This is a genomic window from Pseudofrankia sp. DC12 (assembly GCF_000966285.1).
In the GTDB taxonomy this organism is placed as follows: Bacteria; Actinomycetota; Actinomycetes; order Frankiales; family Frankiaceae; genus Pseudofrankia.
Genome location: NZ_KQ031391.1, coordinates 2628164 through 2651181, shown reverse-complemented (window position 1 = coordinate 2651181; position 23018 = coordinate 2628164). Strand labels below are relative to the sequence as shown.

At 69.0% G+C, this 23018-nt stretch carries 17 protein-coding genes; 9 read left to right on the top strand and 8 right to left on the bottom strand.

From position 1 onward, the window contains the following. Nucleotides 1-734: 734 nt before the first annotated feature. Entirely contained in the window at nt 735-2204 is a 1470-nt protein-coding gene (locus FRADC12_RS10600; protein ID WP_084011306.1) for a DUF1254 domain-containing protein, read from the bottom strand. A 446-nt stretch (nt 2205-2650) separates the two neighbouring features. Here FRADC12_RS10600 and FRADC12_RS10595 point away from each other — a divergent pair, with 446 nt between their 5' ends. The 3 genes from FRADC12_RS10595 to FRADC12_RS32145 are packed head-to-tail and all read left to right on the top strand — an operon-like array spanning nt 2651 to nt 5721. Next, a complete protein-coding gene (locus tag FRADC12_RS10595; protein ID WP_198152855.1) occupies nt 2651-3661 on the top strand; it encodes an effector-associated domain EAD1-containing protein in 1011 nt (336 codons plus the stop codon). Then, the gene (locus FRADC12_RS10590; protein WP_045876523.1) at nt 3633-3938 is read left to right on the top strand and encodes a hypothetical protein; all 306 of its coding nucleotides are present in this window, start codon (nt 3633-3635) and stop codon (nt 3936-3938) included. The genes FRADC12_RS10595 and FRADC12_RS10590 overlap by 29 nt, the downstream gene beginning before the upstream one ends. Before the next feature lie 58 nt (nt 3939-3996). Continuing rightward, nucleotides 3997-5721 carry a toll/interleukin-1 receptor domain-containing protein gene (locus FRADC12_RS32145; protein WP_052710823.1) on the top strand — a complete coding sequence of 575 codons (1725 nt, stop codon included), beginning with the start codon at nt 3997-3999 and terminating at the stop codon, nt 5719-5721. On the opposite strand, the gene FRADC12_RS10575 is transcribed toward FRADC12_RS32145, so the two are convergent. Then, nucleotides 5710-6798, bottom strand: coding sequence for an IS630 family transposase (locus tag FRADC12_RS10575; RefSeq protein ID WP_045876522.1), 1089 nt, complete (start codon nt 6796-6798; stop codon nt 5710-5712). The genes FRADC12_RS32145 and FRADC12_RS10575 overlap by 12 nt on opposite strands. 118 nt (nt 6799-6916) lie before the next feature. On the opposite strand from FRADC12_RS10575, the gene FRADC12_RS10570 reads away from it, so the two are divergent. Further along, nucleotides 6917-8170: an SEL1-like repeat protein gene (locus FRADC12_RS10570; protein ID WP_045876521.1), complete on the top strand. Its 1254-nt coding sequence runs from the start codon at nt 6917-6919 to the stop codon at nt 8168-8170. A 99-nt stretch (nt 8171-8269) separates the two neighbouring features. Here FRADC12_RS10570 and FRADC12_RS10565 read toward each other — a convergent pair whose 3' ends face one another. The 5 genes from FRADC12_RS10565 to fxlM all read right to left on the bottom strand — a co-directional run bounded on the left by FRADC12_RS10565 (nt 8270) and on the right by fxlM (nt 14372). Further along, nucleotides 8270-9064, bottom strand: a complete 795-nt coding sequence (locus FRADC12_RS10565; protein WP_045876520.1) for a thiopeptide-type bacteriocin biosynthesis protein — start codon at nt 9062-9064, stop codon at nt 8270-8272. A 17-nt stretch (nt 9065-9081) separates the two neighbouring features. Next, on the bottom strand, nt 9082-10158 hold the full coding sequence (locus FRADC12_RS10560) for a lanthionine synthetase C family protein (RefSeq protein WP_045876519.1): 1077 nt from the start codon (nt 10156-10158) through the stop codon (nt 9082-9084). Further along, complete coding sequence (locus tag FRADC12_RS10555; protein WP_045876518.1) at nt 10155-12905, bottom strand: lantibiotic dehydratase; 2751 nt, start codon at nt 12903-12905, stop codon at nt 10155-10157. The genes FRADC12_RS10560 and FRADC12_RS10555 overlap by 4 nt, the downstream gene beginning before the upstream one ends. A gap of 76 nt (nt 12906-12981) precedes the next feature. Then, a complete protein-coding gene (locus tag FRADC12_RS29515; protein WP_084010580.1) occupies nt 12982-13125 on the bottom strand; it encodes an FxLD family lanthipeptide in 144 nt (47 codons plus the stop codon). After that, the gene (gene fxlM / locus FRADC12_RS10550) at nt 13125-14372 is read right to left on the bottom strand and encodes a methyltransferase, FxLD system (protein WP_045876517.1); all 1248 of its coding nucleotides are present in this window, start codon (nt 14370-14372) and stop codon (nt 13125-13127) included. The genes FRADC12_RS29515 and fxlM overlap by 1 nt, the downstream gene beginning before the upstream one ends. 240 nt (nt 14373-14612) lie before the next feature. On the opposite strand from fxlM, the gene FRADC12_RS10545 reads away from it, so the two are divergent. Further along, nucleotides 14613-15923 (top strand): helix-turn-helix domain-containing protein, encoded by a 1311-nt coding sequence (locus tag FRADC12_RS10545; RefSeq protein WP_045876516.1) that lies wholly within the window; start codon nt 14613-14615, stop codon nt 15921-15923. A 16-nt stretch (nt 15924-15939) separates the two neighbouring features. Here the strand turns inward: FRADC12_RS10545 and FRADC12_RS10540 are convergent, their stop codons facing one another. Then, nucleotides 15940-16596 carry an HAD family hydrolase gene (locus FRADC12_RS10540; protein WP_045876515.1) on the bottom strand — a complete coding sequence of 219 codons (657 nt, stop codon included), beginning with the start codon at nt 16594-16596 and terminating at the stop codon, nt 15940-15942. A 230-nt stretch (nt 16597-16826) separates the two neighbouring features. On the opposite strand from FRADC12_RS10540, the gene FRADC12_RS10535 reads away from it, so the two are divergent. The 4 genes from FRADC12_RS10535 to fxsT all read left to right on the top strand — a co-directional run bounded on the left by FRADC12_RS10535 (nt 16827) and on the right by fxsT (nt 22414). After that, the gene (locus FRADC12_RS10535) at nt 16827-17507 is read left to right on the top strand and encodes an ATP-binding protein (RefSeq protein WP_084010579.1); all 681 of its coding nucleotides are present in this window, start codon (nt 16827-16829) and stop codon (nt 17505-17507) included. Nucleotides 17508-17557: 50 nt separating this feature from the next. Next, nucleotides 17558-18400, top strand: a complete 843-nt coding sequence (locus FRADC12_RS10530; RefSeq protein ID WP_045876514.1) for an SAM-dependent methyltransferase — start codon at nt 17558-17560, stop codon at nt 18398-18400. A gap of 94 nt (nt 18401-18494) precedes the next feature. Next, a complete protein-coding gene (locus tag FRADC12_RS10525) occupies nt 18495-19409 on the top strand; it encodes a thiopeptide-type bacteriocin biosynthesis protein (RefSeq protein ID WP_157488791.1) in 915 nt (304 codons plus the stop codon). A 419-nt stretch (nt 19410-19828) separates the two neighbouring features. Then, nucleotides 19829-22414, top strand: a complete 2586-nt coding sequence (gene fxsT / locus FRADC12_RS10520) for an FxSxx-COOH system tetratricopeptide repeat protein (protein WP_198152853.1) — start codon at nt 19829-19831, stop codon at nt 22412-22414. The last annotated feature ends 604 nt before the right edge of the window (nt 22415-23018 follow it).

The following is a 23018-nucleotide window of genomic DNA, read 5'->3' as shown; positions in this document are numbered from 1 at the left end:
TGAGGTCACGCCCGAACCTGAAGGCGGCGATGTCCAGGTGGCGATGTGGCGACTGACATCGCCGGGAACGATCCGATAACCGACGATATCGACACTCGCGAGTTCCGCGGCGTCGCCTACCATGCTATCGACGGTCTCCCGGACGACGTGCTCGCCATGCTGGTTCGCATGATCCGTACTTGGCTGCACTTCAACTTCGACGGTTCTTGGCGTCGAACTCCTCGTCGGCGACATGCCACAGCTCGACGAGGATCGCGCCGATCTCTGGATGAGCACCTTCAGTGCCTCGCGGTCGGTCATCGCCTGTAGCCGGCCGGTGTCTCGTCGAGACCGACGGTCCGGTCGAAGACGCGGCCCGGGCCGAGGGTGCCGTCTCACGTCCGGCAGGAGCTCGTCGATGTAAGCGCGGGCCGGCGCCACCCCGCCCGTCAGGGTCACGTTGCGGAAGAACACCCGAAGTCGATAGGCACCTCGGCATACTGCGGCGCGCCGACCCGGCTGACGGTGCCACCCGCCCGGACCACGTCGAGAGTGGTCTCGATCGCCCGGCGCAGGCAGACGCATTCCAGGACCGAGGGACAGCAGCGAGGGCAGCGGCGGCGAGCCCTCCTCGACGGGCGGTTTGATCAGTGTGCCGTCGGCCTGGGGGACTCGGACGGTCTCGCCCTGGCCGCCGTCGAGCTCGTCGCCCCGCAGGCCGCTGTTGGTCAGGAGCGTCAGCGCCAACCTGGGTGTCAGCTGGTCACGCGGACTACTGGTGGTGGGGCCCAGTGGTGGCCGGTCGCGGCCGTGGTCGGGAGGTAGACGCGCAGGTAGAGCCTGAACGCGGCGTTCGCCGGGGCGGGCAGCCAGTTCGCGACCGGTTCGCCGGGCTGGGTGGCGGACACGACGAGGTCGAGTGAACCGTCGGCGCCACGGGTGAGACCTTCGGTGCGGTCGCCGATCGCGTATACCTTCGCCGGATTGTCGACGAGGAAGTTGTCCTCGCCGTACAGCGTGACGGACCAGAACCCGCCCGGACCCGCCGGCGGAAGCCCACCGGCGGGGAAGTGAAGCCGGTAGGTCGCGGCGCCGGACAGCGGCTGGCCCGTCGAGTCGGCTCGGGCGCTGTAGTAGGTCGCCTCCTCGGGGACGTTCGCGGCCAGCAACGTGGCCGCGACGGCCGCGCGGGTCAGGTAGTCCGTGCCGTACGTGCCGAATCCGTAGGACGCCGTCCAGGTGCCGGCCGGCTCGCCGAGTCGGTCGGCGGCGCGGGTCACGGTCGCCTCGGCCTCCCGCGCCGCCTTGGCCAGCACCGCCACCGTGGCGGGGTTCTTCCCCTTGCTGGGGGTCGAGCCGGGCGTCACGCCCAGGGTGGCGAGCTCGGCGAGGACCGGTCGGTCCGCGGCCGGCGGCGGGTCGCTGGCCAACAGCGCGGCGAGTTCGTCGAAGAAACCGGCGCCGCCGTCGGTCGGGTCCTGTGGGTCGAGCGGATGGCCGCAGTCGGGCGCCGGCAGCGGCGGCGGTGTGGCGGCCTGGCCGGCGCCGGTCGGGTTCGTGGTCGCGCCGGTCGACGTGGCCGGCGCGAGCTGGAAGCCGCGTTGCGCGACCTTCGCCGCCGCGAGGTCGCCGGGCCCGCGCGCCAGCGTGCGTCCCACCAGCCAGATATCCCAGCTCGGCGCGTGGATGACCGTGACGTCGCCGTCGGCCAGGTCGGTGAGTGCGCCGGTCCAGCCAGGCGGCACCACGGCCCAGCGCCCGGGCCGGCCTCCCGTCGCCCGTGTCCCGATGGTGGTGAACGTGTTGCTGTAGACGTCGAGGAACTGGTAGCTGAAGTACCGGCCACTGATCTGCGGCACGGTCAGCACGTACGGCCCCGACCGCAGGTCGAGCCACGCGGTCGAGTACAGGGTGTCGACGTTGGGCGCGACGACGCGCCGGGAGGCCGGCGAGGCCAGCTCGGGCTGGTGCACGAGGGTGTTCACGCCGACCAGGCAGACCAGTGAGGCGCGTGTGCGGGCCACCGTCACGCCGGCGTACCCGTAGACGGCCCCGTCGAGAGCGGCCCGGTCGGCCGACGGAGGCGGGGTTCGCCCACTCGGGGTGGCGTCCGCGGCCGGGTCGCCGGAGCATCCCGACGCGGTGGCACCGAGGACACCAGCCCCGGCCAGTAGCCCGAGCACGCCGAAACGGCGGCGGTCCAGCGACCTCGGGGGCGGATTCATCGACACTCCTGGGCGCACGGAGATGGGCGAAAGGCGGCCGGACCGGTCGGCCCTACCGCCTGGTCCGAGAGGCAACGATGGCATGCCAGCCGCGCGTTCCTTGACGCCGCTGGGCGAACGCCGCCCTCCGGTACCGGCGGGACTACGGAAGGTCGCGAGGCACGCTCGTCCGACGAGGACCGGTCACCCGGCGGTTCGCGCGACAGCTCGGGACGCTCCAGCCAACCCGAAGCGGGCGGACGGGACGGACGTGTCCAGACAGGCCCTGATCTCATCATCTTGCCGGGCGCGGACGGCCGGGAGCCTGTTCGCGATACCGCCCATCAGCCCGGGCTGGCCGCGAACTGCCGGGTGTCATTCCTGGGCGGTCTGCGCACCAGGCGGTGGCGGTTGGTGCGAAGATGTGCGGCGGTGTGACGGCCTCGTCCGTCTGCGTGGATTCGGCCGTGCGCGGGGGTGCGGTGAACGGCGAAGGGCTGACCGAGCGGGAGATCTCCGCGTTCGCGGCGGTCTTTCATGACCGTGACGCCGCCACGGATCTTCTGGCTGCCGTGCGCTTTCCGCTCGCGGACCTGCCGTCGAGTGCACCGACGCCCCGGCTGTTCTGGTCGGCGATCTCTCGGGAGCTTCGCGCCGGTGCGCTGGTCGACGGCAGGCGGAAGCTTCTCACGGCGGCCCGGGAACGTTACCCGAACAACTCGGCGTTTGACGGCATCGCCACGGCCGCTGCCGTGGGCGGCGCGACACCGTCTGGGCCTGTGGTCTGGAACCTTCCTGGGCGTCTGCCACGCTTCGTCGGGCGCGACGGGCTCCTCGCCGACCTTCACGCGAAACTGACCGCCGATGCCAGGGTGGCGTTGGTCGCGCTGGATGGGATGGGCGGAGTGGGTAAGTCGGCGGCCGCGTTGGAATACGCCCACCGTCATGCTGCAGAGTTCGATGTCGCCTGGTGGGTTCCCGCCGAGCGGGCCGAGCTCGTTGGCCAGCACCTGGCAGGCCTGGCCAAGGCCTTGGGCCTGCCTCCTGGCTCAGACCCGGCGTCGATCTGGATCGCGCTGCGAAGAGTTGCCTCTTGGCTGGTCATCTTCGACAACGTCGAAGATGTCGGCGCTGTGGCACCGTTCCAGCCCGGTGAAGGCGGCAGGGTGCTGGTGACCTCACGGCTGCGTTCCGTCCGCGGGCTGGGCCGCGCGCTGCCGGTCCCGCTGTTAGACCGGGACGCCTCCGTGGCCCTGCTCCAGGAGCGGGTCTCTGGCCTGGACCGGGCTGTGGCCGGCCAGCTCGCCGCCGCCGTCGGTGACCTGCCGTTCGCGGTCGAACAGGCTGCCGGCTATCTCGACGAGACCGACACACCCGGCCGTCGACTTCTGCTACGTCATGTCTGGGACCGCAGCGCGCGTCCCCGCTGGCAAAGTTCTCTGGCTCGTCGTGCGCGCACCGACCGCGGCCGACACTAAGCCGACCGCCGCGAACCCGGCGGAGGGCAAGCTCTACGTCGTCGAGAAAGTCCGGACTGCCGCGGGCGTCTGGACGTCATCCCGTCACCAACTCGGCGACCCACAGGACGAACGGCCGTACTGGTTCGACCTCTACCTCGCCGACGAGACCAGGCCCATTGATGGCCCTGACCACGCCGTCGAATTCAGCTTCCTAGACGGCACCCAACTCCTCAGCGAAATCGCCGTCCACCGGCTGTCAGCCCCACCGACCGCCCACGACGGCAGCTGTCGCTGAGTTTAGGGAGGCCGAGAGGTGACTGTCGGTGACAGATTGTTTGTGGGAGTCTGTTGCTGTGGGAGCGGGGGCGGACGCGCCGGTCGGCGGGCGCGTTGGTGACGGTGCGGATTTCTTCGTGTCGTACGCCGAGGTCGACCGGCCGTGGGCGGAGTGGATCTCCTGGCACCTGGAGGATGCCGGCTACCGGGTGGTGCTACAGGCATGGGACTTCAGCGCCGGTGCACATCTAATCCGTGAGTTGGATTGGGCAGTCTCGACGACGGCCCGCACGGTCGCGGTCGTGTCGGCGTCCTATCTGGATTCGGCGTATGGCGAGGCGCAGTGGCAGGCGGCGTGGGCCGCCGACCCGTCCGGCAACGCCCGCAAGCTGGTGGCGGTACGGGTCGAGGACTGCTCCCTGCCAGGGTTTCTCGGACTGCTGGTCGGGGCTGATCTGTTCGGTCTGGAACAGGAGGAAGCTGGGGTGCGCCTGCTGGCAGCTGTGGCGGGTGGTCGGGGCAAACCTCACCGTCCCGTGGCATTCCCAGGCGGGGCCAGCCCCGCCCGACCTTGGTTTCCAGGGTCATCCGGCAGCCTGTTGGCGGGGTGGCGGCGGGTCGCGGATGCCGACCCCTACTGGCTGGGAGTGCACCGGCCGATCCAGGTGTCAGGCGTGGCGGACGGGGACCTGCCGGCCTATGTAGCCCGCGATGTCGACGAGGCAGTTGACGGGGTTCACGCCAAGATCACTGCAGCCGCTGAACGGGGCGGGTTTGTCCTGCTGATCGGGGACTCGTCGGTGGGGAAGACTCGGACGGTCTATGAGGCGGTGCGCGCCGTCGTGTCGGACTGGTGGCTGGTTCACCCGGCCGACGCTGCGGCGGTCGGCGCGCTGGTCGGGCTTCGGCCGCGCCAGCTGGTGGTCTGGCTGGATGAGATCCAGAACTATCTCGATGGCGACCATGGCCTGACCGCCGGCGTGCTGCGTGGGCTGCTGGACGGGCCGGGGCCAGTGGTGGTGGTCGCCACGATCTGGCCCGACCGTTTCGCCCGCTACACTGCGCTGCCGGACCGCGACAGCGACGAGGACCGCCACCGGGAGCAACGTAGCCTGCTGTGGTTGGCCGACTCGGTCCAGATCGACTCCACGTTCAGTCACGCCGAATATGACCGAGCCGAACGGTCCGCCCAGACCGACCCGAAGCTGCGAGCCGCGCTTGCCACGGCCGATTACGGGCTGACCCAGACGCTGGCCGCCGCCCCGCAGTTGGTCGCTCGCTGGGAACAGGCCATCGCCAGCGGCGGCCCGGCCCGTGGGCCGTACCGGTCGGCGCTGCTGACCGCCGCGCTCGACGCCGCCCGCCTTGGCGCCCGCGCACCCCTGCCCGCAGCCCTATTGCGCGCGGCGGCACCCGGCTACTGCAACGCCCGACAGCAGGCCCGGGCCCCCGGCGACTGGTTCGAGGACGCCCTCGCCTACGCCACTGACAACAACACCATGCACGGCGCCGCCGCCGCTCTAGACCCCGCCGGACTCGGCGGCATGGGCAATATTACCGGCTACATCACCGCTGACTACCTCCTCCAATACGCGACGCGTGCTCGCCACGGAAACCGCCCACCCGCCAGCCTTTGGACCGCGCTACGCGACCATCTCACCGACCCGAACGACATTGACCGCATCGCCACTGCCACATATGACCGGCGCATCTACACCATCGCCGTCCCCCTCCTTCGAACACGCGCCGACAATGGCGACGAGTTCGCCGCCTACCGGCTTGCCGAGCTGCTAGTGTCCTGAGTCGTTAATTCGTTGGCAGTAGGCGGCGAGGGTCTCGAGGATCTCGTCCGCGGTCTTGGCCCAGACGAACGGCTTCGGGTCCTTGTTCCAGGCGTTGATCCACTTTCGGATGTCGGCTTCGAGTTCGACGACGGAACGGTGAGCAGAGCGACGCAGTTTGCGGTTCGTCAACTCGGCGAACCAGCGCTCCACGAGATTCATCCATGACGACGAGGTCGGGGTGAAGTGGAGATGAAACCGGGGATGCCGCAGCAGCCACTTCTGCACCTCCGGAGTCTTGTGGGTGGCGTAGTTGTCGAGAATCAGATGCAGGTCGTAGCCGGTGGGAACCGAGGCGTCGATCAGCTTCAGGAAACGGAGAAATTCCTGATGGCGGTGGCGCCGGTAATGCTGAGCGATCACCGACCCGGACGTCGGGTCCAAGGCGGCGAACAGGCTGGTCGTGCCGTTGCGGACGTAGGTATGAGTCATCCGCTGCGGGGTACCGGGCATCATCGGAAGAACAGGCGCGGTGCGATCCAAAGCCTGAATTTGGCTTTTTTCGTCGACACAGAGAACAATCGCCTTCTCCGGCGGATCGAGATACACCCCGACCACATCACGGACCTTCTCCACGAACAGCGGATCGGTCGAGAGCTTCCACGTCTCGACCAAATGCGGCTTCAAACCGAACGCCCGCCACATCCGCGACACCGTCGACTGCGACAACCCCGTCGCCTTCGCCATCGACCTCGTCGACCAATGCGTGTCACCATTCGGCGGCGTCGTCTCCAACGTCTTCGTGACCACCTCATAAACCTGGTCGTCCGACACCGTCCGCGGCCGGCCCGGCCGCGGCTCGTCAACCAAACCCTCCAACCGATCCTTCAAAAACCGGCCCCGCCACTTCGCCACCGTGCCGATCGATACCCCGACCGTCCCCGCCACCTGCCCGTTCGTGGCCTCCGATGCGCACGCCAGCACGATCCGTGACCGCGTCGCCAACGCCTGCGACGTCTTCGGACGCCGCACCCAGCCCTCCAACACCCGCCGCTCCTCGACGGAAAGCTCAATCTGCACAGCGCGCGTCCCAGGCATACCTCAAGTATACGATCTACACGAGGACCAAAGACTCAGGACACTAGCCGGGGCCGGGGACGTTGACGGCCTGCGTGCTCTGGCCGACACCGGCGAGCGAGCCGCCGCCTACCGGCTGGTGACGCTGCTGGCCGAGTCCGGGGACGTCGAGGGTGCGATCGAGGCTCTGCGCCCCGGCGCCGACATCGGCGACGAGAACGCGGCCTACCGGCTCGCAGAGTTGTTGGCCGAGACGGGGGACGTCGAGGGTGCGGTCGGGACCCTGCGTGCCCGCGCGGATAGCGGTGATGAGAATTCTGCCTATCGTTTGGCGCTGCTGTTAGCCGAGACCGGGGACATCGCGGGTCTGCGTGCTCGCGCCGAGTTGGGCGACCGGCATGCCGCCCACCGGCTGGCCCTGCTGCTGGCCGAGACGGGGGACGTCGAGGGTGCGGTCGGGACCCTGCGTGCCCGCGCGGACAGCGGTGATGAGAATGCCGCCTATCGTTTGGCCCTGCTGTTAGCCGAGACCGGGGACATCGCGGGTCTGCGTGCTCGCGCCGAAGCAGGCGACCGAAATAGCGTCCACCGGCTTGCGGACCTGTTGGCTCAGACCGGGAACGTTGAGGGTGAAGTCGGGACCCTGCGTGCCCGCGCGGACAGCGGTGATGAGAATGCCGCCTATCGTTTGGCCCTGCTGTTAGCCGAGACCGGGGACGCCGCGGGTCTGCGTGCTCGTGCCGAAGCAGGCGACCGGCATTCCGCTCACCGGCTGGCTCTGCTACTGACCCAGACCGGGAACGACAAGGGTCTGCGAGCTCGTGCCAACAACGGCGACGAGAACGCGGTCTACCGGTTGGCCAGGCTGCTGGCCGAGACGGGGGACGTCGCGGCGGCGGTCGGGACCCTGCGCGCCCGCGCCGACACTGGCGACGACAACGCGGCCTACCGCTTAGCCAGGCTGCTGGCCGAGACCGGAGACGTCGAGGGCCTGCGTGCCCGTGCCGACAGCGGCGACGAGAACGCGGTCTACCGGTTGGCCAGGCTGCTGGCCGAGACCGGAGACGTCGAGGGCCTGCGTGCCCGTGCCGACGTCGGCGACCGGCATGCCGCCTACCGGCTGGCCAGGCTGCTGGCCCAGACCGGGAACATCGAGGGTGCGATCAAGACTCCGCACGCCCGCGCCAACATTCGTGATGAGAATGCCGCCCACCGGATGACCGAGCAATTGGCCAAGACAGGGGACATTGAGGGCCTGCGTGGCCGGGCCATCGCCGGCGACGGGCAGGCCGCCTACCGGCTGGCTTGGCTGCTCGCCAAGGGCGGTGATGATCGATTGCTGCGTTTTGGTTTCAGTATCGACGGGTCAGTGGCGGACAGCCGGGACTGGTGAATCCAGTTTCGCGCAGTCCGGGGTGCGTGGGTCCGGCAAGCTCCCGTGAGGGACAAATGGTCGCAGCGCGGGGATCCGTTACCGGCATAGGGAATTTCTTCACGAGACGGGTGCGGCACGGCTGCGGAAAAGGGCCTCCCTTGCGGCTCGGGCGAGCGTGGCCTGAGTGACGGCGCTAAGCCCGAGGCGGTTCCAGTGGAAGATCACGTATTGTGTGATGACGGCACGTAGTCCTCGGGTGAGTGTGCCGTTTTCGCGGTGAGCTCGGAGTTTCCTGCCCGCTTCCTCGAATGCGCTGATCCAGCTGTGGTCGATGAGTCCTACGCGGGCGTGGCCGAGGAGGAGGTGGCGGACGTTGCTGGTGAACGATACCCAATTCTGAAGATCGAGAGGCCCGCGCGTCGCTAGAGGGCGCAGGCCGGCGATCCGCGCCCATACGTCACCCTGTTCGTTGAGATCAAGGCCTGCGGTTCGCATGAGCGCGGTACACAGCAGGAGTGAACGTTCGCGGCGGTCGGTGGGGTTGTCGATGAGGTAGGGAAGAAGGTAGTGGCTGTCGTGGTGGAACAGGGCGTGCGCTGAGTGCATGCTTGCGGTGCCGCCAAAGGCGTGCGTTTCTGGTTCGTAGATGTCGGGGGTCCAGCTGACCCCGTCGACGAGCAGGGGACGGACGGGATCGCCGTTCGGTCCGCGGTGGCCGCCGGCCGCGTCCTGGGTGAGCAGGTAGCGGATACGCCAAGGCCCTTTGCGGATGAAGAACCAGGCGGTGATGAGGCCGTCGGCCTCGGCTGCGGGAAGCACGTGGGCGAGGTGGTCGACGGCGTGGCGTTCACGTTGACGGCGATCGTGGCCCGGGTAGGTGATGTTTACCTGTCTCCAGGCTGTTTCATTCATGGTCGGGCCCGTTTCGGTTAGCAGAGCAGGAGGCAGGCGTCCCAGTTGGTGGTTGTGGTTCCGGCTGTGGCCAGGTCGGCGCCGGCCTGGCCGTCGAGGAGTCCGGCCTGTTCGGTGGCCGTTCGGTTGGTGCGTTGATGGAGGTCGGCCAGGGGTTCGATCGCGATGGGGGTGAGTGCCTCGGCGTTGATCCGGCGGGCGACGGTGAGGAGTCCTCCGGTGCCGTGACACAGGCTGCGGTCGATGAGGCGGCCGAGTTGAGCCGGGTCGGTGATACATGCGGCGAAGGCGGCCTCAGCTTTGTGCAGGCGGTTCAGGTCGGCGAGGGCCCGGCCGGCGAGTTGCTGCGCGCGGGCAATACCAGGAGTGGAGTAACACCAGGAGGGCCGCAGCGGGCCGCGCTGATGGGGTTCGCCCCGGTCGAGGTCATCGAGCGTGAGGTGCTGAGGCCACCACGTGCCTGCGCCTGCTTGCCGTTCCCAGGTGTCCAGCCACTGGCAGATCCGTGTGATGGCTTCGGCCTGTCCGGAGATCTCGAGGCCGTCGATTGAAGTGAGGGCCAGGAGCGCGAGCGGTCCGGTGATCCCGTGGGCGAGCCCGTGGTTGCTGTGGCCGCCGGGTGGTCCGGCCTGGGCGCGGTCGGGGCCGTGCGGGCACCACCAGCCGGGGAGGCCGTCGATCGGCTCGGTGAGCCGCACCAGGTAGGTCAGCACGTCGCGCAGCAGATCGAGATCGCCGATGCGGCGTAGTGCGACGCCGAGTCCGGTCAGGCCGCGGATCAGGTCGTATTCGGCGTAGCGGGGCCGCTCGCAGGCGTCCATGCGGCGGTGCGCCTCCTGTAGCCGGCGGCGCGTGACTGTGGCGGTGCCCGCGGCGGCGGTCGCCCTCGCTCGGGCGAGGCCCGGATGGTCACGCGCGGCCAGGACGAACGCGAGGGCGGGCACGCCGTAGTAGAGGCTCGCGCTATCGGCGACGCTGACGCTGTCGGCGACGGCCTGGTGCAGTGTCGCGAAGGCCGCCGGCCAGTCCCCGGTTTCCAGGTGGAGGAGCGCGATGCCGGCAGCTCCATCGGTGAGCGACTGCCCCGCCGTCACGAGGTTGTTCTCGTCATCAGGTCGGTACGGGCCACGGCACGGGCGAGGCGTAGGCAGTGCCGTTCGGAGGCGGTGTCGACTCCGATCATGCGGGCGTGGTGAAGGTGCAGCAGATCGGCCAGCATTTGATCGGTATTCAGGCCGTCCCTATGGGCGAGGGCCCGGTAGGCGGCCAAGGCCGCGGCCAGGTCGCTGTCCCGAAACGGCAGGCGGGCGCCCGCGAGCTGGGCGGACTGTAAGCGGGGTCCACTGTGGTGAGGTGCGTGGTCGACGAGCCAGCGGGCGCCGTCGCTGGTGAACCCATCGGCGATGGCGATCATCCCTGCCGCGGTCGCGGCCTGCCGGTCGCCGGATAACCGCTGGAGCACGGCGCGAGAGTCGGCGGCGAACACCGCCTCGGCTGCGGCGAGGGTCTCGCCGGTGCCGTGGCGGGTCTCGGGTCGGTAGGTCGCCAGTGTGTAGTCGGCCAGCAGACCGTCGTCCTGCAACTGCGCTGCCCACAGCGCGAGGTTGGATGTGGCTTGGGCGAATCGGGTGGTGTCCTGGAGCGGTATCCGCAGCCGCAGATGGGCCTCGGGTCGTGGGTAGCGCAGAAACCACCAGCCAGGGGGTAGGTCGGGGAACTCTGCGAGCCGGGCGAGGATCTGATCAGATCGTCCGGCGAGCCGGGCGTCCAGCCAGCGCGAGCGGCCGGGCCGGTAGGCGAGGGTGCTGGCGGGGCGGGCCGGGCGCGCGGCCGCGCGAGGCGCCGGCTGCGCGTGAGTGAGCGTGAGCATGATCTCGGCGGGTCGACCGTGGATCCACTCCGATGAGCCACTGGCCTCGATCAGGACGGCGCTGGCCCGGTGGTCGAGGTGCTGGCGCAGCAGCGCGAGGTGGGCGTTCTCGTCGAGGTCGAGCTGCAGCAGCCTGTCGTGCTCGCCCATCAGCACCTCGCGTGGCAGCCGCTGGCGTTCGCGGTGGCGCTGCCAGGCGGTCTTCCATTCCGGCCAGGGTGCGGTGCGGGCGGGTAACGAGCTCGCCAGGATGCTCCAGCGGGCCGGATGCAGGATGGAGCGGCCTCGCCGGACCCGTGGCAGGAACGGCAGGTGACGGGCCTGGCCCCAGTCGAACCGGGCGCAGGGCGCTGTCCACGCGGTCCAGATCTCGGTGAGGAACCGGAGGATCGGTTGCTGGCCCGCCGGCAGGCGCACGCTGTTGAACAACAGCGGCTCCACCGACCGGCCGGTTGTGGACGACACCAGCCACAGTCGCTGGCCGTCTCCGGTGATCGCCAAGTCCGTCAGCGTCCAGGGCGAGCCGGGGTGGAAGTCGCCGGCGGGCAGGACTGGCAGAAGCTCCGGGGCACGGGCGACGGTGGTGAGCCGGGGGTCCAGTGGAGGGCCGGACAGTTGCACGGTCTGCGCGCCCGGCAGGGCGGTCGGCAGGGCGGCGTAGACGGCGCGGAAACGGTCCAGCTCGCCGGGGGTGAGCAGGTGCAGGAACCGGCCGGCGGCCACGCCCGCGTGGCGGGCCCCGCTCACCACTGTCAGGGTGAACGAACCGCGGTCAAGGTCACGTAGGGTGCTGGCGGCGAGGGTGAACCGCAGCTCAGTGTGTGGGATTGGCGGCCGGTCGTCCTCGCCCCGCAGGGACTCGATCAGATCGTCATCGAGGACCACCTCGGCGCACCCATCCAGGGCCGACCGCTGCGCGAGCGTGGCCAGAAGCCCGTCGCGGGGGGCGAGCACTGCCGGGTCGAGGCGGGGCGAGCCACGGTATCCGGCGGGAAAGCCGAGGATGGCCAGGACGTCGCGCACTGGTACCGCCGCGCCGGGACCCCATCGTTCGAGGAATGCGCGGTGGTAGTCGGCCCAGCCCGGCAGGTGGGGCGCGACGGCGACGAGCGCGCGGGCGGCTTCCTCGGCCTCGCGGACCACGGCGGGAGGCAGCGTCACCGCGCAGTCGACGCGCAGATCGACTGCGGTCCCGGTACCCAGGTCGGGAGAGGCTTTGAAACGGGCCAGGTGCGCGACCGGGTCGGTCACAACCATCGGCGGTCTGATCGCGGTAAGGAGTACCCCGGCGCTCACCAGCGCAGTGAGCAACCGCTCCGCCTTCGCGGTGTCGCTGGCCAGCTTTTCGGCCATCGTCGCGATGAACTCGCCAGAAGTAATTGGGACGGTGGCCACCTCGACCGCCACGCGCACCGGGTCGGTGAGGCCGATCTCGATGTCCCACATCGTGTCGCCCTTAGCGCGGGCGCAGGGCAGCACCCACACTCGGCCGCGGCGAAATCCCAGCGCGTTCGTCACCACCGTGACGGTCGGCAGCGTCGCCACCCCCCGCTCAGCTGCGGCTGTGAACTCTGCGATCCGGTGGCCGTCCGGGCGGATCACCACGTGGTGGTTCTCCGCCCAGCGGACCGCCGCGTGCGGACCGAACATGACGGGCGCGACGCCGGCGAACCTGCCGAACGGCGTGGCCCGAGTCGTCCACCGAAGCAGGTAGCGGACCGTCGACTCCGTCACCCGTCGCAGCCTGCGGGCCTGGATTGGCTCGTCGGCCAGGGCGCGGCCGATCTGGGCGGCCAGGTCCGGCGTGGCCTGCGCGACGGCCGCCGCGAACTGCGGCAGTTCCCACACCCGACGCAGCCAGTCCAGCCACTGGCCGGGCTGGTTGTCGGTCAGGTCGGGCCAGGCGTGCAGCGCCAGATCCTGGGGGTAGGCCGCGGCCCTGATCAGCGCGGCGTCGGTGGCCTGGTACATCGGTGGCTCCGTGTCGCGGGGGTCGGTCGGCGGGGCCCGGTCGAGGTCGACCGGGCCCCGCCGGGCTAGCGGGGGTTCAGCTGGCGTCGGCGTTGGTCGTGCAGGCGTTGGTGCCTGTCTCACCCGAGCCGCATTCGTCGTCGGTGGTGAGGGCGTGACCGCTCGCGACCGGACCGGCGTCGACGAGAGTCAGGTCCAGCTCGTACTCGGGGTTGTCCATCAGGGGGTTCCCTTCTCCTGGGGAGTGAAGGCCAGGACGAGGCGGCTGTGCCGCTTGTCCAGGACCGCCCCCGCCGGCAGGTCGCCGTCGGGGGTCTGCGCGGGAAGCACGTGCAGCACCGGCGGCGGGCCGCCGGCGTCCACCCACGCGCGCATGTGCTCGACCATCCGCCCGGCCGCCAGGGCGGCCTCGGGACCGTGGGCGTAGGCGCCGAGATCGAACAGCCGGTCGGTCCAGCGCAGGGTCGACCGGTAGACCAACGTGCCGTTCCGCAGGGTGGCCGGGGTGCCGAACTGCCAGGAGGGGGTGACCCCGCCGGCCTTGATCGCTGCCTCCTGCGCGGTGAGGGCGACGACGTCTCCCGGCTCGCTGCGGAGGCGGGTCGCGAGCCACAGGTTGAGGTCGGCCAGCTTGGTCCGGGGAGGCAGGCTCACCCCGGCCCACGCCTCCTCGCGGGGCAGTGTGAGGAGGCCGGCGATCGTGGTCGGGTCGATCTGCTGGCCCTCGTCCAGCCGCAGATGGACGCCCTCGGCGATGTCGATGTAGCGCATCTCGTGGGCTCCGTCGCCCTGCATCGAGACGAACCCACACATGCGGTTGCTCGCACTGACCAGACGATCCCCGTCGCGCTGTAGCTCCCACGACCGGGTCATCCCGAACGTCCGTAGCGGCACGACGAGCACGCCGTCCTCGGTGAGCTGATTCCGCCACGCTGGCGGGATGTCCCACGCCCCGACCGTGACGATGACCAGGTCGTAGCGGCGGCCCGGCACGACCGGATGTTCGGCGTCCGCGCACACCACCGTGACGTCGTGGTAGCCTGCGGCCGCCAGGCAGGCGCCGGCCCTGCCGGTGACCTCGGGGTCGATGTCGACGGTCGTGACGGAGCCCGTCGGGCCGACAAGTTCCCGCAGCAGTGCCGCGTTGTAGCCTCCGCTGCCGATCTCCAGGACGTGTCGGCCCTCCAGATCGCGGAGGCTGTTCACCGCTTGGGCGAGCATCTCCGCGATCAGAAACGGCGCCGACACCGAGCTGACGACTTCCTCGCCGCGCCGCTTCTTGAGGACCGCGGCGTCCGCGTACGCCTCCTGCACGGGGAGGCTCGGTGTGAACAGCTCGCGGGGAACCGTCCGCATCGCCGCCTCGACCGCGGCTGGAAGCACAAGCCCCTTCGCGTCCTGATCGGCGACCAGCTTGTCGACCAGCGCGTGACGGAGGCTCTCGCCGTCCAGGGTGCCGAGGGTCATTCAGATTCCTCTCCCGATGCGTGCGGGGCAAGATCATGCGTGGCCGGAGTGTGCGATGCGCCCGGCGGACCGCCGTATCAGGGGAGGTCCCGTCGGCGTGACCAGAAAACCTGACGGCACTCGGCGGCGGTACCACCCACGGTGCGTCCATTGGCAACCATGCGATGACGCAAGGTAACGGCTGCACTAGATTTATCCCTGTCCGACAAGGTCGGCAAGGCCGAATCCTTTGGAGATGTGATGACGAGCAGCCGTCGTCCCCCGAACCGCGATTTGGCTTGGGAGCGGCTCCAACGCGGCTGGTCGCACGACGAGGTCGCCCGCCGCGTCAGCATCGAGATGGACCGCGCCGGCGAGACCTACACGGGCCTGACCGCCAACACGGTCCGGCGGTGGGAGACCGGCGAGCGGCACCCCGAGCCTCGGTACCGCAAACACCTGGTGACCGTGTTCGGGAAGCCGGCGAGCGAGCTGGGCCTGCTCACGCCGGACGAGTTGAAGATGCGTCCCGAGCCCAGGACGGGAAAGCAGGGTGACATGGCTGCTGACGCAGGTAGTGGTCCGGACTGGGACCGGGCGGCCGTCCTTCGAGCGCTACTCGGAACGAGCGCGCTGCCGCTACTAAGCCCGTTGCTGTCCGTGACGTCGATCGAGGGCGAGGAGCCCGCCGGATCTGCCGCGGTAGACCCAGAGGCCTACGCGAAGATCGCGAATGGCCAGCGGGAGCTCTACTGGAGCAGCCCTGCACGTCTGCTCTTCGAGGCGTCCTTCGCGCACACGCACCTGGGCGTCACGCTCGTGCGCGGTGCTCGCGGCACCCGCCGCACCGCGCTAGCCACCGGCCTGGTCCAGTCAGCACTGCTGGCCGGACGCCTCGCGTTCTTTGACCTCAGCCAGCCCGCCGTCGCCGCCCGCTGCTACGAGGTCGCGCTCACGGCGAGCAAAGAGGCCGGCGACCATGCCCTCGCCGCCACGGTTCTCGGTCATATGGCCTTCATCCCTGGCTTCAGCCAGGATCCCGACAGCGCGCGGAACCTGATCGCCGCCGCGCTGCAACACTGCTGGCACGGCGTCCAGCCCATCGTCCGATCATGGCTACACGCCGTGTCGTCCGAGATCGAAGCCCGAGGCGGCGCCGCGGCATCCAGCCGACACAAGATCGACCTTGCGGAAGCGTCGCTGCCCGACCAGCCGGGCGACCTCCCGTGGTTCGACTTCTACGACGCCGGACGCCTCGACTGCTTCGCCGGCTACGCCGCCCTCGCGACCGGCGATCATCCGGAAGCCGCCCGCAGGCTGGCCTCAGCCGCCGACCGACTCGGCGCCGACGGCAGCAAGCAGCGAAGCGTCGTCCTCGCGGATCTCGCCGCCGCACATGGCCGGGACGGTGACCGCGTCGCTGACTTCCTTGGCCAGGCGATCACAGCGTTGACCAGCGACTGGTATGCGACCGGCCTGGAACGACTCCGCGCCACCCGGCCGCTTCTCGGGGACAGCCAGCATGGTCGACACCTCGACGAGCAGATCAAGGCATTGCCGCGGGCATCGTGACCCTTGCCCGAGGGGGTTAGCGCGCCTCGTTGTGTTTGCGCACCAGCTCGGGCAGGTCGGCCAAGGAGTCGAGGTGGAACAGACAGCGGCTGGCGACGGCGGTGTCCTCGACGATGTACCCCCACGGGCCTCGGCGGACGAGGGCAGTCGCCAGCCCGACCGCCTGCGCCGGACGGATGTCATTGTCGAGCCGGTCGCCGACGTAGAGCACTTCCTCCGGCGCGCATCGCGCCTCGGCGACGACGCGGTCGAAGAACGCCGTCGAGGGCTTCTCTACGCCCCAGCCGTCCGAGGTGCCGATCAGATCCACCGGAAGATCCAATGCCCGCAGAATGGTCTCCGCTCGGGCTGTCTGGTTGCCCGCCAGGCCGACCAGCAGACCCCCGGAGCGCAGCGCTTCGAGGCACGGCCGGGCATCGGCGTAGAGGTTCTCTTCGCTGAACGACTCAGGCTGTCCTGCGGCCGTCCTCCGCTCGCGCTCGGCACGGAGATCGAACCCTGGCCGGAAAACCTGGAACACCTCGCGGTAGTCCAGCCCCCGAGCGATCACGGCGCCGAACACCGCCGAGAACGTGTGCCGCGGCACCCCCAGCCAGTCCGCCCACGTCCCATACTCCCGAGACTCATCCACGATCGTCTCACCGACGTCGAAGAACACTGACCTGATCGGCATGCGGACTCCTCCCGGGAGGCCGAGCACGCCTCAGCCACCAGGGTGAAACTATCGGACGGCACTTCCCTCTGCCTCATACGGTTCCTATTGGCTGGGCTGTGGACGGTAGCGCCGGCAACGGCGACCAGGTTTGCTGGTCAAGCCAGCGAGGATCACGCGCTGAACCCGCCGTAGCGCGGAACCACGATTCTATTCGCGCCGCCCTCCGCCCTCCGTTCTGGAGCATTTTTATGGTCCTCACCGAACCACGCAGGCCTGTTGCCGGCCGATCATTGGCACTTGTGATGGAGCGAGACGCGATGTCGATTGCGCGGCCAGTCGTTCGCTGGCTCCTGGCGACACCGACTGCGCCGTCTATCGCCCGTGGCCAGGTGGATGCGGTTGTGTCGGAGTGGGGTGTGCCGATTCTCGTCGATGACGCGAAGATCGTCGTCAGTGAGTTGGTCACGAACGCGGTGAACGCCTCAACCGGTACCGGCGCCGGCTTGGAGGACCCGTTTCTCAGCTGGGTCGCTGTTCGGTTCAGTGATACGGGACGGCGATTCGTGATCGAGGTCTTTGATGCTGCCCCAGGTGTTCCGGTCGTGCAGGCAGATGACCCGATGGCCGAGACCGGGAAGGGTCTGCGCCTGGTCGAAACGCTCGCCACGTGGGGCAGTTACCGAGTGGCGACTGGATCCGGGAAGATCGTCTGGGCCGGCTTTGACCATGGCGGCTCTCGCGGGGGAAGCGATCCCGTGTCGGGGTGGCTGCCGAGAAGGAGTCCGGCTATGCCCGATGCCCCACCGACGGTGGCCGATGATCTGGCGCTGCTGGGTCGCGTTCGTCAGGGCCTGCGCACGCTCACGTTTCCGTGCGCTCCTGGTCTGGCCGTGAGCCCTGCCGGTGTTTCGTCGGGTGCGCCCGCCTGAGCTCGCGCGGGAAGCGGTGGCGACGACAAGGGATAAGGGAAGTAGAAGAAATGCTCCTGAATGATTCCGATCGGCCGCGCTCACCCGTCGATCTGCGAATCGACGTGCCGCACTCGGCGCGCATGTACGACTACTATCTCGACGGCAAGGACAACTTCACCGCCGACCGGGAAGCCGCCAATCTGGTATTGGCCGAGTTCCCCCAGGCCCGGACCGCCGCACGGCAGAACAGGGCTTTCCTGCGCCGCGCGACCCGGTACCTCGCCGCCAGCGCGGGAGTCCGCCAGTTCCTCGATATTGGAACGGGTATCCCTACGTCACCTAACCTGCATGAGATCGCTCAGGCGAACACTCCGGAGGCGCGGATCGTCTACGTCGACAATGATCCGATCGTTTTGTCCCACGCCCGGGCGCTATTGACGAGCAGCCCGCAGGGCGTGACCGCGTACTTGGACGCTAACCTCCTCGAACCCGCGAGGATCCTTGACTCGGAGGATGTCCGGGACACCCTGGACCTGACCCGCCCAGTCGGCCTGTCGCTGATCGCGGTCCTGCATTTCCTGCCCGATGACGCCGACCCCTACGGAATCGTCGCGACGCTGCTGGACGCGTTGCCGTCCGGCAGCTACCTGACGCTCACGCATGCCACCGCGGACTTCGCCCGCGCGCAGGCCGACCAGGCCGCCGCGATCTACCGAGCCCGCGGCATCCCCGCCCAGGCGCGCAGCCTCGACGAGGTCGACTGCTTCTTCGACGGCCTGGAACTGATCGACCCGGGCGTCGTCGTGGCGCACCACTGGCGCCCCGACGCCGCACCGCCCACCGGCCACGTCGAGGTCACGCTCACGGATGACGAGGTGTCCTGCTACGCGGCGGTCGGGCGCAAACCGTGAGACGCCATGCGCCTGACCGGTGGCCCGCCCGCCTTCCGGCCGTGCGTGGTCGTGTTCCTAGGTGTCCTGAAGGGGGCCTGTGATCGTGGGACCTGTGCCCGTTGTGTCAGTCGGGCCGCTGGTGGACGCGGTCCGCGTGGCGCTCGCTGGTGGAGACCTCTGCGAGGTCGCGGCGGCCCACGGCCTGGCGACCGCGCAGCTTACCGCCGCGATCTCCGCCTACCACGAGGCCGGCACAGCAGCGCTGACCCGGCCGGGGGACCGCTGGTACGCCAGCCGGCTGATGTTCCCGACCCAGACCCAGCCGGAGAAGGTCATGGCTGACGTGGTCGCGCCGGCGCTGGACTCGCTGTGTTCCTGGGAGACGCCGGTCGACTGGTGGTTCCTACGCCGCGAAAGCGACTGGCGGGTCCACGTCCGTCACCCGGATCCGGCCGTCCTCGGCGAGTTCCTCCACGACCTTGGCAAGGGACGGCCGGTCGCGGCGACGCAGCCGGCGCTGCACGAACCCGATGTTCGCCCGTTCGGCGGGATGACCGGCACCCTGATCGCCTATGAATTCTTCGTCGCGGACAGCCGAGGCATTCTGGAGTACGCGCGGCGCACCGACCCGCTGCTGGGACGCCGAGACCTGTCGATCGCCATCGTGGACATCCTCCTGGCCGCCGCCGGCCTGACCTGGATTGAACGTGGCGACGTCTACACCCAGCTCGCCGTCACCTCGCCCCCGTACGAGGCGGCCGAGCCGATCGGCGCCCGACAGCTGGGCGTCCATCTGCACACGTTTCTCAGCGACCCGGCTACGCGCACGGCGATCGGCGGCGCTTGGGTCGGCGCCTGCGCGACCGCCGGCCAGCGCCTCGCCGACGCCGCCGCGGGCGGCCTGCTCACCAGCCCGATCACCGACGTCCTCGCCGCCCTCATACGCCCGCACTGGGCACGCCTCGGCCTGCCCGCCCCTGCCCGCGCGGTCCTCGTCCGCGCCGCTACCGAGGCCTACAACCGGTAAGACCGCCGCTGCGCCGGCGGTAGCTCCCGCTGGGGTCAAGCAGTGTGCGGAGGTCGCGGAATTGCCTCTGGCCAACGAGATCGTATTTCCGGAATGTTCGCATCTGGTTGGTATAAAGCTCGTTTGACTGGCAGAGTGCTGTTATTCGAAGTACGCCGTATTAGTTGATCATGGACGGCTGCTTTGGGGTGTCTGGCTGACCGAGCCTCCTGGCTGGGGCCGCTGTGGTGGGCACCGGAGCCGCTGATGTCCCGTCTCGATCAGTGGACCTGGGTGTGGGCACTTCCGGGTGCCGGCGCAGTGGTTCGAGGACACCCAGGTGGTGGCTGGTCCCCAGGGGTGTGGCCGTTCTGGCAGGCTATGCCGACATGAGCGCGGGCGCTGGGGCGCTGGCCGCGGCGGGCGGCCGGGCCGGCCAGGTGGACTTCTTTGTCTCCCATGCCGGCCCGGATACGGCGTGGGCGGAGTGGATCGCAACGACGGTGGAGGCCGCCGGGTACAGCGTCGAGCTGGATGTCTGGGACTGGACCGCAGGTACGAGCTTCGTCGCGGCAATGGAGCGGGCGTTGAGCCGGGCGGACCGGTTGTTGGCGCTGGCGAGCCCGGACTACTTTTCCCGGACGTGGACGGCGGTCGAGTGGGAGGCAGCGTTCGTCCGTCAGTCGGAAGACGCCGGGTTCCTGGTGCCAGTGCTGATCCGACCTTGTGGGCCGGAGGAGTATCCACGACTGTTGGCGCCGCTGATCTATATCGACCTGGTGGGCTTGGATGAGGCGGCGGCGCGCAGGACCCTGCTGGATCGTCTGGCAGGGGCCCGCCGCCCGCCGATGGGCACGAGGACGACGTTCCCGGGGGCCTACGCCGGTTCTGCGTTGGCGGGCGGTCGGCATCCACCGGTGGTCTTCCCTGGACGGCTGCCACCGGTCTGGGGCCCGGTGCCGGCGCGAAACCTGCTCTTCACGGGCCGCGATCGACTTCTTGACCGGCTCCATGAGCAGCTGTCAGGCGGGTTGGGGCGGGTCGCGGTCTCTGCGTTGCAGGGGCTGGGAGGGATGGGTAAGACCCAGCTGGCCGTGGAGTACGCCTGGCGGTACGCCGACCTCTACCCGCTGGTCTGGTGGGTCGACGCGGAAACCCCGATAGCTCTGAACGCCGGCCTTGCAGCCCTTGCTAACACGCTAGGGGTGGGAACGGGGGACGTGCCCGAGCGGGCAGCTGCGGCGCTGGCGGAGTTGGGTCGCCGCGAGGGTTGGCTAATGATCTACGACAACGTCACCGACCCGGCCTCCATCGCCGCGGTGATGCCGCCATCATCGGGCCGGCTTATTCTGACGTGCCGCGACCCCGCTCTACGCCGCGTCGGCGCGGAACTGGTCGAGGTCGGCGAATTCACCCGAGATGAGACCGCCGCGCTGATCCGCCGTCACGTCCCTGACATCGACGAAACGGCGGCGGACCGGCTCGGGGAAATGTTGGGCAATCTGCCGCTGGCCGTGGATCAGGCCGGGGCGTTCCTAGCGGCGACGGCCATGGCCTTAGACGGCTACCTGGCGCTACTCGCCGTTCACCCGCAGGTTTTGCTGGACGAGGACACCCCCCACCATCCGGGGTTGGTTACCACGGTGATGGCCGCTCACGACCAGCTCGCCGCCGGCTATCCAGCCGCTGCGGCACTGCTCGATCAGCTTGCCTTCCTCGCCCCGGAACCCATTCCGCTGGCCGCGATCCCGGTCGGGACCGCGAGCCCTGTGCCCGGAGCGCTGCTGGTGGCAGATCCGCTGACCACACACATTATGTTGGCAGCGATCGGTCGGTACGCGCTGGCCCGCCGTAGCGGCGCCACGGTCCAGCTCCACCGCCTCGTGCAAAGCCTGCTGCGCGCTCGCCTCACCCCGGCGTCGGTCCGCGCCTCCCTCGAAGCCGCCCTCACTCTCCTGGGTACCGTGACCCCGCAAGATGCCGAAGATCCCGCCAACTGGCCCGCCTATGGTGAGCTCGTCCCCCACATCACCGCCGCCGCGGCCCACCTTGCCCACGCCGACGATGTCCTCGAACCCGACCGGTTCCGTCTCCTGTTGGATCGGGCGTGCTGGTATCTGTACAGCGCCGGTCAGCTCACCAGCGCACGTGTCCTGACCGAATCGACATACGTCCGCTGGAAAAGCGGCCTCGGAGCTGATCATCCTGATACTCTGAACGCGGCTTCCAGCCTCGCGTCCGTCCTCGCCGCTCTTGGAAAGCACGAGGAGGCCCGGGTCCTGGACGAGGAGACTTTGGGACGGCGGCGCCGCATCCTCGGCCACGACCATCCTCACAGTCTGATATCGGCGAACAATCTTGCTCTGCGTCTTTCCGATCTTGGCGAGTACCAAGCTGCACGTGTGCTGGACGAGGACACCTTTGGGCGCCTACGCCGAATCCGCGGCGCTGATCATCCTGAGACGCTGACCTCGGCGAACAACCTGGCCCGTCGCCTGGCTGATGTTGGTGAATATCAAGCTGCAAGTGCGCTGGCCGAAGACACCCTCTTCCGCCGACGCCGTGTACTCGGTGAGGACCATCCCAGTACGCTGCATTCAGCGAATGATCTGGCTCTTTGGCTAGCCGAACTTGGGGAGCAGCGTGCCGCACATTCGCTGGCCGAGGACGTCCTGGTCCGACGGCGCCACGTCCTTGGTGTTGATCATCCCGATACTTTGAGATCGGCGAACAACCTCGCGCTTCGTCTGGCGGATCTCGGCGACCACGAGGCCGCGAGAGCGCTTGCAGAGGACACCCTCGCGCGGATGCGAAAGGTCCTCGGCGAAGACCACCCCAATGCTCTGGTCGTGGCATCCAACCTCGCCCTCGAACTGGCGGCTCTTGGGATGTCCCATGCAGCGCAGGTGCTGGCCGAGGGTACTCTCTCCCAGATGCGTCGGGTTCTCGGGAAGGAACACCCCTTCACCTTGAAATCGGAGCGTGATCTTGCTGCTGCCCGCATTGACCTCACCGCTCACGAATAAGACTGCGCGCGTGCTGGTGGCGAACCGAGCGGCCCGCCGCTTGCACCTCGGTACAATCGGAGATGTGGGTTCAGATACGATCCGTGCGATCTGCGAGGCGCCTCACGTCAATCGAGAACACTGAAGCAACGATCTTGACGCTCTCAGCGTCCGCCGGATGTTGCATCTTGCTCGAATAAATCCTCTTTAACTGGCACAGTGCTGTTATCCGAACCCTGCGGTATTCGACGATCTTGATGCCGCGTGGCGCGGGCATCGGGTCTCGCCGCTTCGAGCCCGCCAACCCGGAGCGGCCATTTCGGGGATCATGTCCGTAGGGGAGCCCACCAATCGGCCCCACGGCCGTATCGGCGGACGCCGGGCAGGGTAGGAGACGCCCCCGGCGCGGCCATCACCGGCCCTGGCCTGGGCCTCCCACGTGGCGCCTGAAACGTGTCTCGCTCCAGGCACGCACGATCCGGGCAAAACGTATCGACCGACACATCAGGTCCATACGATCCCATACAGATCCCCTGCCTCCGGGCGGGGACCACACAGTCGCCTCTTCATGGCGGAGGATTTGTGGTCGGAATACCATCGGCCCGCCGACCACGCCGCCGCCGAC